A 13518-nucleotide genomic window follows, 5' to 3' on the forward strand; every position below is an offset into this window, starting at 1 on the left:
CTACCAACAGATCGTAGTAGTATTGTTTCACTTGACCTGATTCATAATCGACATTCAATTCGTCTAATTGTTCTTTAATTTCCGCAATAGTAATGCTGTTATATTCTGGTATTTCTGGCGCTATTGCTCGCCCTGTTATTCCCCCGTTGCACCTTCAACTGGGATTGCAATGTCATAAACTTGTGCTGCATAGTTATCGCGTGGTTGTCCGTTACCTAACATATCCACTGCATATAACGTTGCGCGTTGCATTGCAAATGTTTCTTTGTACTCATATGTTTTCTCTGGACGTGATTGAGTCGCATCATATTGACCTTCAACAAATATGATTAATTTATCAGCAGGTACATGTACAGATTCGATAATATTTTCCGCACCAACAAATGGAATTTTAGTTACATAATCTCCAGATGCATTGATTGATGTTGTGCGTGCTACTACTTCGTAGTAATTTACTGGGTTAATAATCATGCGTAATTTACCGCCGACTTTACGGAATTTATCTACACCTTCATCTCCGTCGCCAATCTTATGTTTGTATTTAGACATTGTGCTTAATACGCCTGCAAATTCTGTAACCATCGTTGCAGGGTCTTTAAATGTTAGTGTTCCTGCAGATGCTTTATCAGGATATGCACCTTTTGTTACAGAGCCGTCTAAGTCTTTAAGTAACCCAATTGGTTGGTTGTTACCTGTACCGCTAACGATCACTTCTTCCCATGAGTCTGAGATAGCTTCTTTTAATGATAATTGGATATAACGATTAATCCAACGTGGTCCTAAGTCAAGCGTATCATTAGAAATTAAGAAGAATGCAGTTAACGCTAATTGCGTGTATTCTGTTTGTCCGAATTCTGCATCTAATTGACCTTCTAAATCTTTGTGTAATGGTCCCCATACCGCTTTACCTTTACGGCGAGAACGAATAACCTTAACACGTCCAACTGTTGGTGTGAAGTTTACCAATTGTAAGATTGGGTGTTCTTCTTGTAAATCTTCAAACACACGTTCGAAAATGGTTTCTGGCCATACTTGCGTGTCATCAAACCCACCCGTTTTAGCCACTTCATTATAGAATTTAGTTTCTTGTGCTGTTAAAACATGGATACCACGTGCTTGTAAGATAGAGTCATCTTTAACATTTGATAATTCTTCGTATTCGGCTTTTACTTGTTTAGCTGCATCTTCTGCAATTGCCATAAAGTACGCTTCTTGCGCTGAAATAACATCCTCTTGAGTTGCTGTCTCACTATTCATTACTGTGTCTAATTTATTTTTTAATTCCTCTTTTGATGCTTTTAATTTAACTGTCATTATTTATTAACTCCCTTTTTTATGTATTTTTCAAATGCTGTTTTGTTCGTTGCTATTACTTTGTTGTTTTCTATTTTCTCAAGAACTTTAGCGACTATTGCATCTGCTTCAAGGTCTATTACATTAATTTCTCTTGCTACTAATTCATTATTTACATAAAATTCTTTAGTAGTTGTTTCAGTTTTTTCTTTAACACTATCAGCCAATCCATTTTCTACCGCTTCATCAGCTTTAAACCACTTCTCACCAGCTAACCAGTCATTGATAACATCTGCAGATTGACCAGTACGGTCTGCATAAATATCAACTAACGATCCATCCACTGCTTCTAAGGCATTGAGTGTTTTTTTAATATCTGATTTATTACCAAAAGTAAATGTACTAGCTTCATGAATCATCATTTGACTACCAGTGCACATTACAACTTCATCGCCAGCCATTGCAATAATCGATGCAGCACTTGCTGCTAAAGATGTAACTTCAATGGTGATATGGTTGCTTAGACTCTTAATGTAGTTATACAGAGCAATCCCCTCGAACACATCACCGCCTGGTGAATTTAGTTTGATAATAATATCTTGTTCGCTATCACCGATTAGACTTTTAAATTGCTTTTCATTAATAAAATCATTTGGATCATCGTCATACCAATAAGGCTCACCAACAGTCCCTGACAACGTGATGATTAATTTGTCGCCTACGACTTCGTTCGTGATGTTTGGTTTGATGACCTTTGCCAATGTTTTTAATTTGTCATTCACATATTCAGCCTCCTTTTTTCAATAAAAATAGCCGTATCGCTACGACTTTACAACTTCTAAATTCTCAACATCATTGTGTTTTAGATACTCTTCTAATTCTCCGATTGACACAAATATATCATCAGCCATGTATCCAATAACATCTCGATTATTAACTTTAATTATTTTCGGTTCAATAATGCACCGAAAATAGTGTGATCTATTTTCTTTAACAACCTCTATAGCAGACTGGAAGTCACCAGTCACTTCTAAAACCTCTCGTGTATAAGTATCACGAATTAGATAAACAGTTGTTTTATTTTTTGCCATCATTCACACTCCCATCTTCATTTAAGGGTGCCATGTTTTTAGTCAGATATCTTTGAGTGGATATCTTAGTATTCAGTTTTGGTTTACCTTGTAGCTCATAAATATCATCATTCGACCAATGACTACTTTCAATCATTGTTCTCACGTCTTTAGCCATTTCAAACTCACTATTATAAATTACCCAAATAGTGTTTACTGTAACTTTCTTACCTTGGTAATAATCAACGTCCGTGAAATATTTAGCATTAAACTCATCTGCGATAAGTTTCATCAACGGTCTAATACACCAACGCACAAAGTTGTTATTATGCTCACTCACATCAGCTAATTCCCCACTAAAAATAAGCGGTGGCACTTGTAATATATCTGCGACTTGTTTCACGTACAAGTTTTCAATTTTACCTAACTCGTCCACTGACCGACCAACATGGTTACTTGACCGCTCTTCAGGCGTGTAATCATTTTGGTAAGGCAGTACAGGCACCGACTCATTTTCTATCTGGTCTTTGATGTCAAACAGATAATCTTTCAGAGTCTTCCGACTTCGTTCAGCAGTATCTGCATGTTCTTCTCCTTTAATAGGAGTTAACATTTTAAATTTTGCCCACACACGTATTTGACCTTCGCGCATTTGTACTTGTAGTAACCGTTCGAATAATTTTCCGTACGATTTATCCAAGTCGTCTAGGTATCGTTTCAATTTATTGTTGTGATATTTAATGTGATACACTTCGTGAGCCGAATATGTTTTATGCCAAACTAAATCATCAATGACAATATTTTCGTACAGATTCTCACGTGTGACTTTTTTATCAACAGTCCAGCTATCAGCGACAATGAACATCTCATCATGTTTGATAATTAAGACTTCGCCTTCTAGTAATAATCGTTTTACAATTTTTGTTCGGAACTCATTCGCATTCTCGTTTTGGTTCGGTTGCACATTTAACTTTCGGTTTAATCTTTCGTCCGACGTGTTAAATTCTACCAACGACGATGCGTTAATGATTTTCCCCATAACTGTATCCAAAGCGGTTTGCTTTAAGTGAGTCGTGTTATAATCATCCACCAGCTCGCTCCAGTCAGAAATGTAAGTGTCACGAGTAAAAATATTTTTTATATAATTTAGCAATCCAATATTGCTCACCTCCTATTGTATTTTTGCTTAACCCTGCATGGGAGATGTTGGATCACTGCTCCTTTCTTCTTTTTAGGCCGAAAATAAATAGCAACTCACCACACCTCCTCGTTCGGGTTATACAGTCAGTTTTATGACTTGCACTAGGTCAATTTAACTTAATCAAAAAATCCATTCAGCATAAAGTCACTTGGTCCTTCGTCAAAATCTTCAAAACTTACGTACAGTGCATGGATAAAAGCCATGAACCCATCCGTCTTACGTTTGATATCTTCCCATTTATTGAATAAGAAGTTACCGTCTTTATCACGTTCGAGTTTCACGTTCCACGTATACCACCTCATCATGGTTGGATTTCCAAACACGATGTTATTTTGTGCAAATAACGATTCGAGTGTTGTTCCAATTTTTGCTTGCACGGACGGTGACCGCCGTATAACTTCCACTTCAAACCCTTCTTTTTCCAAAAAAGGTTTCAGGGTTGTATCACGGTAATTATCTATGACAATTTTTGTGAAATAGTAATGTTTCCTTTGTTCCAAAAACCAATCCAACACTTGTTGTTCCGTTATGGAATTACCGTCAATTTTTGTTAGTAAACCTTGCTCTTCCCATTCGTCGATGGGCGCAGGTATGGCTTCCGTTTCTAAAAACTTCCGCAAAACCAAACTGTGCGACTTCCAAATATACTCATCACCCCGTTTAAATAACAGGCCCATCGCTGTGAAGTCTTTCACGCTTGAGAAGTCGACACTTCCTATCACTGGAATGTTATCCAAATCACCAAAATCACGGGTTGCTGCTTCAAGTTCCGACTGCGTTGCAATCTGGCTACTCAATTTCACTCCCAGTAAGTTCATGCGCTTGGTTAACCATTTTGCTTTGTTACCAATCCCTAACTCAAGTCTCTTCCACTGTTTGTTAACCATATTAAATAAGGTTTTTGCATAGTCACTCATAGGTGGGTGAAACATCGGATTCGCTTTTTGCCACATCTCACTATCTTCTACTTCACTTGGATGGTCTAATGTGCACACCCAAGGGAACATAGGATCGTTTAAATTGTCAGAGTCCAGTATGTTGTTTGCACGTTTTACCAACTCGTCATATTTACCTTCACGTTTAAATCCATTCGTACTAATATAAAACGTTCGTGAATATTTTGTCTTCCCAAGACCTGATGTTTGGTTTTCGTATTTATCATCATCACCAGATTCTGATTCATGGACCTCGTCAAATATTAAGAACCCATCCGCAAACGAGTCTTTACCGTCACCCGAACCAGAACGGATTGTTAACACGCTATTTGTATCAATGCCTTTGATTTCATTGCTCAATGGTTTGAAATAATCTTGGAGTTCAGGTCGTTTTCGTTTTATCGTATCTTTTATTTCCAAGAATGATTTCTCGGCCTGATCTAAATTATTTGCTGTTATCGCTCCGTTATATTCTTCGACACCATGGTAGTGACTTAAAAAATAATTACTTAACCCAGAGATAATTCCGTTCTTTCCAGCACCACGTGCCATCGTCCAAAAATATTCATCAAAGACTAAGTCATTCGTCGACTCATCCATTAAAAATACAAAGGCAATTAGGAATTTTTGCCACGGCTCTAACTTGAAATAAAACTTCTCAATAAAAGTGATGCAGTTTTCGATTTGTTCTTCATCAAAATAAAAATCGTCTCTAACTAAGACTACGCGCTTTAACCAATCAATAAGTTTAATTCGATCACGATTGAGTATGATCTTCTTCCGTTCATATAAATCAAAAAAATATTCAACATGTTTCTGCTTCAACATTTTAAATTAATGGCTTCCGTTCAGTAGTTTCCTCAGGGGTTTCAGATATCACTAATTTTTCTAGCGAGGTCTCAATCGTGCGCAACTCTTTATCGATATCTCTTATTTCCTTTAACAATTTATTAGGATTGGTATATTGTTGATGCTTATTTTTTACCGTATCGATAACACCCATCTTATTAATCTCCGTTTGCAATCGTCGTTGATTTTTCAAATGGACTAAATAGCGATGTAACAATGTTCGTGCATAAATATCATCTTCACCAATTAGATCCAACCAATAATTTTCAATTTGTTTATAAGTCACTGCTCTCACTAAAACACCCCCTTAATCAATTATTTTTACTTAAAATTTCATACGCAAGGTTCCCGCCCGCTGACGACGGTTTACAAAAACCCAAAATGTTTCACAGGGGGTCACGAATGCAAACCTCTGAAAACGCATAGGTACGCCATTCCTCTGTGAAACATCACGTGTAACGTTAACTTCTACCACCAATCAACGAAGCCATCGTCCTTCGTATCGAAGTGAATGCTGTTGTGACATGAGTGACACACAGTAAGTAGGTTGTCCTCATCCAGTCCTAGGTCAGGATAGTACTCCAATGGTTTGATGTGATGAACGATAAGCTTTGTCAATGTTACTCGACCAGAGTCTTTGCAAACTTGACACTCGTGATTGTCACGCTGTAAAATTATTGGTTTGATTTTTCTCCACGGGCTAGACCAATAGAACTGATCACGCTCTTCCGATGTGAGTTGACTCTGCAGGTCAACCCGTGCGAGTATCTTCAGTGCATCTAACATTGACTGATTATCTAAGTTAGTATCTGACACTGCTCATCACTCCTTAACTCAAAATAAAAAGCCGGCACATAAAAATATGTGTCGACTTATACTTTCTTACACTACCATCATAACTGATGATACGTACTGTGTCTGCCTCAGGATTGTATCATCAATGATGATACGTTTTAGTAACAACGTTTGAAACACTATGGTAAGTAATCTAATAAAAACTTATCGTATGCTTGGATAGCTCTAGCCAAACTACTGTGACATCTTCGGATATGCATGTAACTATATCCTGTTCGCTCGGCTATCTCATACAAACTTAAACCGTCAATGTATTTAAGCTTTAGTATCTTTGAGTCTAAGTCATCGAACTGATTTACAAACTTCACCAAATCAAAACGTAAATTTATTAGGTGGGCGAGTTCAGTTTCATCTCGCTTAATATATGTTCCGTTAATTAAATCAGCAGCAATCGAATCCTTAGTGAGTGGTTGGTTACTTAAATCTCCTGACTCCCACCTACTGAGTTCTTGTTTAGATCGTTTAATCTTATGTTCTAAGTATGCGATGCGCTTCTGTAAATCTTGATAGTCAGTCAACCATTCGTAAATGTTTAATAGTTTCTTGTTGCTCAATCAACTTTACCTCCTTGTTGTTGGTAACACTATGGTGTGAGTGTGGTGTGAGTGTGTTGTCTCACTCTGTCACAGATGATTTAATGTATCTGTGACACCTCTAACCCCTTGGTACATATAGGTTTGTAGCATGTCACTAACCGGTTTGTCACAGATAAACCCCTAAATATCTTATATATATTTATATAGTATTATAGTTTTTACCTCTCTAATAATGTAAAGAAAGTGAAATCATCTGTGACATCTGTGACACCCCTTAGAAAGGCTGTCATACCAACGTTAAAACGTGTCACAGATAGTGTCACAGATGCCCTTTTCATCTGTGACAAACGAGTTTTTTTCTCATTTAAGACCAAATTATACACGTACTACGTGTATAAATTCGAGAAAAGTTGTCATCACTTCGTGACAAACTAATTTTAAAACGTTGATGTAACAGCATTTGTTTTTGTCACGTGGCACGGATTATGACAGATTTTAGCGTTTTTTCTGTCATCAAACGTTCATTTGAATGTTGTGAGTTACTATTCTTCCTCAACAAATACTCGACCACGTTTATTATTTTCTAACCTTTTTTGTTTCGTTTCTAGTCCAGTGAGTTTATTTATCTCTCGTGTAAATACAATATGACCGAGTGCGGTGAATCCATTCTCTTCACACCAACTTGAATACTCAGCGTATACTTCTTTTGTCGGTCTACCGACCAGTGCATCCGTATCTTGGATGAACACTATGAGTGGGTTGTTTTCTTCGTCAAACTTCTGAAGTTCTTGTTTAACGAATTCAACTTCTGTAAATGATTTGTTGTCAATCACTCTAAACATTCCATCAATTGCTAACTGCAGCATATACTCCAAAGCATCTGGTTGAGATAACTTATCAATGATTGTCGGATCGTAGTCCTTATCTTTGCTACTGAACTTTGCACGTAACGGCACAATATTAATTCGTCGCCTAAATCCGTCAGAGGTATCGTTGAACCTTGGAATGTCATTCGCACTAAAGATTAACTTGCTGTAGTTATATAAAGTAAAAGGGTCTTTGCCTTTGTACTCTGCAGGTACAGGTTCACCTGTTACAAGTTTCTTAAGTACAGATGTATCTTTAATGTAAGCTTTAGATATGTCATCGCCAATGTTGGCCAGCTTACCGAACAACTCTGCTGTCTTGAACCGTTCGTTTACTTCTTTAATATCGAGTGAACTAATATTATCTTTACCTAACATATTTCTCAACATAGTTAGTAACGTTGATTTACCATTTGAGCCTTTACCTTTTAATATAAAGAACGCACCAATTTCATTACGTCGCAGTAATGTGAAGCCAAACATTTCTTCAATCAGTAAGCGCGTATCTCTGTCATGGACACTGATGTTATTTAATATCTTATCCACCGACTCACTATAAGCGGACTCATCATACCTGACTGGTATTTTATTTGTGACGATGATGTTTGGTGAGTGCGGTAATAACTTCTCAGTATCCGCATCATAAATTCCATTCTCGCATACAATGTATCGCGTACTACTAAACTGTTTGTTGGGTGCGCGTAAGTTTATGTAAGCCAGCACTTCACGTCGTTGATTTTGTTTGAGTGTTGGTATCTCATTAATCATGAACCGCTCTATCTGATCTTCACCTGCTTTGTATACTCCGTCTTCATAGATGTGTAAGTTATCATCTATCTTAATGATGTGATACTCCTTGATTAGATACTCAGCAAACTTGTCATGTAAAAATGTATTACCTTTAAAAAATGATTGTTTCTTAAATGCATCATCTCTTAGTATTACAGTAATCTCATCATTGTCTAGTGGCTCATCCAATATGTACTGATTAATGATGCGAATGGTTTCTCTTATTTCCTCCGTACTCATTCCAACGGATTGTAATTTTAAAATGTAATTAAACAATTCTTGGTTACGTTTAACGATGTCATCCACTGGATTGTTCGTACGCTCTTTGTCTATCTTAACCATTGGATATAACCAACGTGGTAATGGTTCGTGTTCGTCTGATTCAATTATCCAAGGCCGGAACTCTCCGTCTAACTTTAACGGATCAGCTGTGTTCTTATCACCTAACTTCAGTGTGACCTGCACACCTATGGGACTCCACCAATCTATTTTGTTTGTTGGTAGGTCATATCCTTTAAAGTAAACGTGTATACCATTCTCGGTTTCAATGACCGAACATTTTAAATTTAAATCTTCAATGATATCTAGCATCAAATCAGACTCTTCAATACTATCGATATCAATCATGACATAATCTTCATTTAACACACCGACAAAGCTGTCGTATCGTCTGGCAGTGTCATACTTCACTAAATTCTCTGGAGTGTCTTTAAACGATTCTACTGCTCGTTTACCTTTTGATTTTAAGTATCCTTTGTAGATATCAAACTTGCTTATTCTAATCACCTGCTTTCTGTTATTAAATATATAGATTAGAACAGACTGATGTTCTCAACATATAACTCTTTCTGTTTCTCGTTCCCAATAAAATCATCCACACGTTTATTTGCTAAATCAATGTACCAAGTCTTATCTAACCAATCTGGTATGGATAGCTCTGTCACATCTTCATTAACGAGTGTGACTGCATCGGGTGTGTGTGGTATCTTGCTTGTCTTACCATTTTTTAGATAGGATAAGTTTAAGCCATTAGTGTTAGAAAATACTCTAAATGTTTTTTCATTGCGAACTTCACGACCATATTTAGCGCCATCAAACTTATCTGTGATACGTACCACTCGCTGGAAGTCTATAAGGTTTTCAGCGTGATTTATTGTGTCTTCTACGCTTATTCCATGGATAAAATAATTCTTAACGGCTTGATTTACAATAGGCAAGTCATTGTCTATGATTGATAAATCTTTAGTGTACTGACCAACTGCTGTGACTCTATCACCTATCAATATGTAATTGTTCACATCTTTTTGATGGACACGATCATAATATTCAAAACTCATCGTTAATCCTGTTCGCTCTTCCCACTCAAAAACAATATCATCCAGTTGGTCAAAATCTTTACGTTTAATCTTAACCAAGATACCATCTGTGTTGGATTGAATAAGTTCGATGATTGGTTCTAACTTATCGATTAAATCAACAATAAAACATTGGCCAAAGATACATGTAAGTAACCTGTTGCGTGGGTCATATAACTTATTAAACCTATCTCCGCTCGCGCCGTACACGATGTTACAAAACTCTTTATAAGGCAGTCTTGCAGCATGAGGTCCTAACTCTTTCAATCTTAAGGATTCATCTAAACTCCATTCATATTTTGATTTAAACCTTGCACCACGACTTAATAAGTCATAGTTTAAAAGTAACGTTGGATAAAGTTGATTAACATCTAACAAAATAATATATTCATCCGACTTCGCTTGTGTGTGATAATTCTTCAGCGCACCATGTATGCCACCTTTACCAAGTTTGTTCTCTACACCAGCTATATCGATGGTTAAATCTGCATCTAACACACGTCTGCGGTTAAAGAATGTTAACACCTCGTCATACTTACCTAACTCAGCGTCGAACGGCGCCCAAATGTCGTATTCATCATCTTTATTAATTTTACGTGCCTTTAATATCTCTGCACCCAATTGCGCCATAGACTTACTGATATGTTTGAGATGTAACTTAAATTGGTTAACTAGCGCCAACTTCGCATTGAATGTGTCTAACGTTTCCATGAATACCAAAAAGATTTGTTGGACGTCATATCGCAAATGTTTTGCTACGTCTAAAAGTTCTTGATCAGTCAGTTTGCGTTTCAAATTAAAAGGGACAGACGACTCGCGTATGTCATGTCCCATGAAACCAACTATTGTTTTGAGTGAGTGATTATTAATCTTTGTATCGTAATTATTAATACTGAAATCTTTCAACTTGTCACTAAACTCCCACCCTTGTTTTTGTTGTCGGATAATAAAATCTGACATGTCATACGGGTTATAACCACCTAAGATACTAGCTAAAATATACTTGTCATAACTGGTACTGTTATAACCGACCCAGACGGTGCGTTTAAACTCGTTGTAAAATTTAGTGAGTGCTTTAACATTATTAATAATTAATGATTCTTGTTTTGTTTCTGTGTCTAGCAGGCTGACTAACCAGTCCTGCTTAAACACTGAAAACTTGTAAATTATCATTGAGTGTCACTCCTTGTAAACTACTGTGTAATAAGTCTTGCTAACTGGATTGTAATACTCCATGTGTATTTCTGGCACCGCATCATCGCCTACTTTATGTTGGCTGACTAACATTGGCTGGTCGCCTTGGATAAGTTGGTTATAGATTGGATCGTGTGTTGGTTCGCTGGGTTGGGATAAGTGATTTGAAATTAAATATATCGCATAGGCAATTTGGATAATTATAGATAGACCAATCAATATTTGCCCAATGGTCAATAGTTTGTTTTTATCCATTACCTTGCACCGCCTTAACAAAATCTGCGTTTAAGTCTGTGATTGTTTTTGTTGTTTTCATTCTTTTACCTCCTGTTAGAATGATTATGTTGTAAATCCTTAGATAGTTAATATGCCAATGACTTCCTTGATTAGCATATATTCAGGTGATAATAACTTCATCACACCTCTATAAACACCGAAGCTCGCTAGTATACTGATAACGATTAATATGGTTGACAGCACCAGTGTAAATACTCTTAAATTTTCCGACCATCTATTTGTTGCCCAACTACCCGTATCAAGCTCGTCTGATTTATATTTTAGATATCTAATGATAAATACTAGAGACAGTATGATGATAAGATAAATAGCTATCGTTACCCCACCCTCTACCTGAATACCTCTCGCATAAGTGTTGAACACATCCGAACCGATAGCTGGTAATTCGGACAGACCTTGTCTTAGTAGTTCTAACATGTTGGTTAATTCTTGTTCCACTATAAATCCGCCTCCTTAACAAACACTCCATCAATTACCTTACCCTTTCGGTCTTTAATTTCCTCATACGCACTATTCAGACAATCCATAATATCTAAATCACGTTGCATGCAGTAGCCAATCAGCACAACCAAAATATCTCCAACTGCATCTATTTCTTCGGCTCTGTCATCTTCATTGTACGCTAGGATAAGTTCCTCAACTTCTTCTTGTAGTTTCTCAAGTTGACCAACACCATCTAGGCTATGTAAGTTACGATCAACAAACCATTGTTCTACTTTTTTGATTAATTGTTCCATTCTTGCTCCTCCAAATACACAGTTTCATTAAGCTCGCCGTCATCAATAATTCTACTTAATAACTCATCAGTAATCGCATCTATGAGTTTCTCACTGAATTTCATCGTACCCAATCCGTGATTCCTGTAATCTATCAGTGTCGATCCATTTCTCTTTATCGCATGGTTTATCTTCCATTCGAGGATGAGTTCGGAAACATCCGCATATATTTCGTCCACTATTCGTTCTACTTCCGAATCCATCGGGCGTCTTACTTTTGATTGCATCATTCTTGTTCCTCCAAATCACGCTTATCTATTAAATCGAAAATCTGCTCTAATGCGCATCCTGCTGAAGTTACCCCTGAGCTATACATGTCAATAGCAAACTTTATTCTTATTAATAACGTTTCTTCCTCACTCATTCCGATACACCCTCCTCATAAAACGCAATCTTAACTTCAGTTAACAAAACTTCTTTCACGTCATTTAAATCTAAATACCCTTGATTAAAAGCTTCAATAGCTTCCTGATAATGTTTTAGGTATCTCTCTAACCTAACCTTACCGAACCCAAACTTATCCTTTAATACCAACAGCGGTATCAAGTTAACTACTTCGGCAGCCTTTGATGCCGCTTCTGCTTTCAGCTTCTCAATCTGCTTGGGTGTTAACTCAACTGGCTTATTCCGTAACTGATGTCTAAGTTTCTTCATCTAATCGCCACCTCGATTAACTAAATAATCTCCACCAACTTCATAGCTACTCAAACGTGCATTTTCCTGCTCATACGCAATCACTAGCGCGACCATGTAGTCAGCGAAAGTTTGAGCTTGTAACTGTTTATAATCGTATTCCTGCGTTAGCTTAACCACTCGTTTGTGAAATGCGCTGTTTAGATCAGTTATCGTTTTTGCTTTCTTCATAAATCCACCCGCTTCTTACATTTATGACACCACTTGTATTTATACTTAGATCCGTCTGAATTTAATACGCTGTTCCAATCATGAAAGCATAATACCTGTTTCAATTTATCAAACATTTTTATCCTCCTTGCTTAGCCATATCAATGTCATGACCGCATAATTCGCTAAATCGATTAATGTATCTTCAATGGATTCACTTTTGATCTGCGCTTGTTTACTTATCAGTTGTGAAAAGCGGTTATACTTATCGCCTAATCTAATCTTGGCCACCAGCAAACCATCAGCATCCAGTGATCTATCAAAGCTATTCCCATAATCTGCATTTTTTCTTTCATACAAATTATTCATTAAATCAGTAATATGTTTAAATGTTAGCGGTGTTTCGCCCTCTTTAAGTTGATAGCTTTCAACTCGGCAACTTGCGCAAATTTCCCCCTTGCCGAATTCTTCGATTGGTTTTACTTTGTCGCAACTTGTGCAATGATAAAACAAACCTGTTGGCATTTTTGCATTAATATTTTGATTAGCAACTGAATCAAATAGAAGCAATGTTTCTTTGTCTTTTACTCCGATAATACTTCCTGTCACCCCATTAAGTGTGACTTGCTCTCCGATAAAATCTAAGATGTTCCCCATAA

General features: G+C 36.9%; 18 protein-coding genes. All 18 read right to left on the minus strand.

Features of this window, described 5'->3' with window-relative positions; all coding sequences use genetic code 11:
* Window positions 1–135: 135 nt before the first annotated feature.
* The 18 genes from FEZ33_RS01220 to FEZ33_RS12675 all read right to left on the minus strand — a co-directional run bounded on the left by FEZ33_RS01220 (window position 136) and on the right by FEZ33_RS12675 (window position 13516).
* A complete protein-coding gene (locus tag FEZ33_RS01220; protein WP_138403566.1) occupies window positions 136–1314 on the minus strand; it encodes a phage major capsid protein in 1179 nt (392 codons plus the stop codon).
* Complete coding sequence (locus FEZ33_RS01225; protein WP_138403658.1) at window positions 1314–2054, minus strand: head maturation protease, ClpP-related; 741 nt, start codon at window positions 2052–2054, stop codon at window positions 1314–1316. Before FEZ33_RS01225 ends, FEZ33_RS01220 begins: the two co-directional genes overlap by 1 nt.
* 60 nt (window positions 2055–2114) lie before the next feature.
* The gene (locus tag FEZ33_RS01230) at window positions 2115–2384 is read right to left on the minus strand and encodes a hypothetical protein (protein WP_138403567.1); all 270 of its coding nucleotides are present in this window, start codon (window positions 2382–2384) and stop codon (window positions 2115–2117) included.
* Entirely contained in the window at window positions 2371–3453 is a 1083-nt protein-coding gene (locus tag FEZ33_RS01235; RefSeq protein WP_138403568.1) for a phage portal protein, read from the minus strand. The genes FEZ33_RS01230 and FEZ33_RS01235 overlap by 14 nt, the downstream gene beginning before the upstream one ends.
* A 227-nt stretch (window positions 3454–3680) precedes the next feature.
* Window positions 3681–5327, minus strand: a complete 1647-nt coding sequence (locus FEZ33_RS01240) for a terminase TerL endonuclease subunit (RefSeq protein WP_138403569.1) — start codon at window positions 5325–5327, stop codon at window positions 3681–3683.
* A gap of 1 nt (window position 5328) precedes the next feature.
* Entirely contained in the window at window positions 5329–5643 is a 315-nt protein-coding gene (locus FEZ33_RS01245) for a hypothetical protein (protein ID WP_138403570.1), read from the minus strand.
* Window positions 5644–5816: 173 nt separating this feature from the next.
* Entirely contained in the window at window positions 5817–6134 is a 318-nt protein-coding gene (locus FEZ33_RS01250) for an HNH endonuclease (RefSeq protein ID WP_138403659.1), read from the minus strand.
* 188 nt (window positions 6135–6322) lie between these two features.
* Window positions 6323–6757: a sigma-70 RNA polymerase sigma factor region 4 domain-containing protein gene (locus FEZ33_RS01255; protein WP_138403571.1), complete on the minus strand. Its 435-nt coding sequence runs from the start codon at window positions 6755–6757 to the stop codon at window positions 6323–6325.
* Between the two features lie 524 nt (window positions 6758–7281).
* On the minus strand, window positions 7282–9180 hold the full coding sequence (locus FEZ33_RS01260; protein WP_212746649.1) for a DNA primase family protein: 1899 nt from the start codon (window positions 9178–9180) through the stop codon (window positions 7282–7284).
* A 26-nt stretch (window positions 9181–9206) separates the two neighbouring features.
* Window positions 9207–10922 carry a hypothetical protein gene (locus FEZ33_RS01265; protein ID WP_138403572.1) on the minus strand — a complete coding sequence of 572 codons (1716 nt, stop codon included), beginning with the start codon at window positions 10920–10922 and terminating at the stop codon, window positions 9207–9209.
* 6 nt (window positions 10923–10928) lie between these two features.
* Complete coding sequence (locus tag FEZ33_RS01270; RefSeq protein ID WP_138403573.1) at window positions 10929–11198, minus strand: hypothetical protein; 270 nt, start codon at window positions 11196–11198, stop codon at window positions 10929–10931.
* 99 nt (window positions 11199–11297) lie between these two features.
* Window positions 11298–11678: a hypothetical protein gene (locus FEZ33_RS01275; protein WP_138403574.1), complete on the minus strand. Its 381-nt coding sequence runs from the start codon at window positions 11676–11678 to the stop codon at window positions 11298–11300.
* The gene (locus tag FEZ33_RS01280; RefSeq protein WP_138403575.1) at window positions 11678–11977 is read right to left on the minus strand and encodes a MazG-like family protein; all 300 of its coding nucleotides are present in this window, start codon (window positions 11975–11977) and stop codon (window positions 11678–11680) included. Before FEZ33_RS01280 ends, FEZ33_RS01275 begins: the two co-directional genes overlap by 1 nt.
* On the minus strand, window positions 11965–12246 hold the full coding sequence (locus FEZ33_RS01285) for a hypothetical protein (protein ID WP_138403576.1): 282 nt from the start codon (window positions 12244–12246) through the stop codon (window positions 11965–11967). Before FEZ33_RS01285 ends, FEZ33_RS01280 begins: the two co-directional genes overlap by 13 nt.
* Window positions 12243–12380: a hypothetical protein gene (locus FEZ33_RS12375; RefSeq protein WP_171031234.1), complete on the minus strand. Its 138-nt coding sequence runs from the start codon at window positions 12378–12380 to the stop codon at window positions 12243–12245. The genes FEZ33_RS01285 and FEZ33_RS12375 overlap by 4 nt, the downstream gene beginning before the upstream one ends.
* Entirely contained in the window at window positions 12377–12670 is a 294-nt protein-coding gene (locus FEZ33_RS01290; protein ID WP_138403577.1) for a hypothetical protein, read from the minus strand. The genes FEZ33_RS12375 and FEZ33_RS01290 overlap by 4 nt, the downstream gene beginning before the upstream one ends.
* Window positions 12671–12829 (minus strand): hypothetical protein, encoded by a 159-nt coding sequence (locus FEZ33_RS01295; protein ID WP_212746650.1) that lies wholly within the window; start codon window positions 12827–12829, stop codon window positions 12671–12673.
* A gap of 159 nt (window positions 12830–12988) precedes the next feature.
* Complete coding sequence (locus FEZ33_RS12675) at window positions 12989–13516, minus strand: nucleotide modification associated domain-containing protein (protein WP_235888741.1); 528 nt, start codon at window positions 13514–13516, stop codon at window positions 12989–12991.
* Window positions 13517–13518: the final 2 nt, after the last annotated feature.

The sequence above is a fragment of the Ruoffia tabacinasalis genome (assembly GCF_005864045.1).
Classification (GTDB): Bacteria; Bacillota; Bacilli; order Lactobacillales; family Aerococcaceae; genus Ruoffia; species Ruoffia tabacinasalis.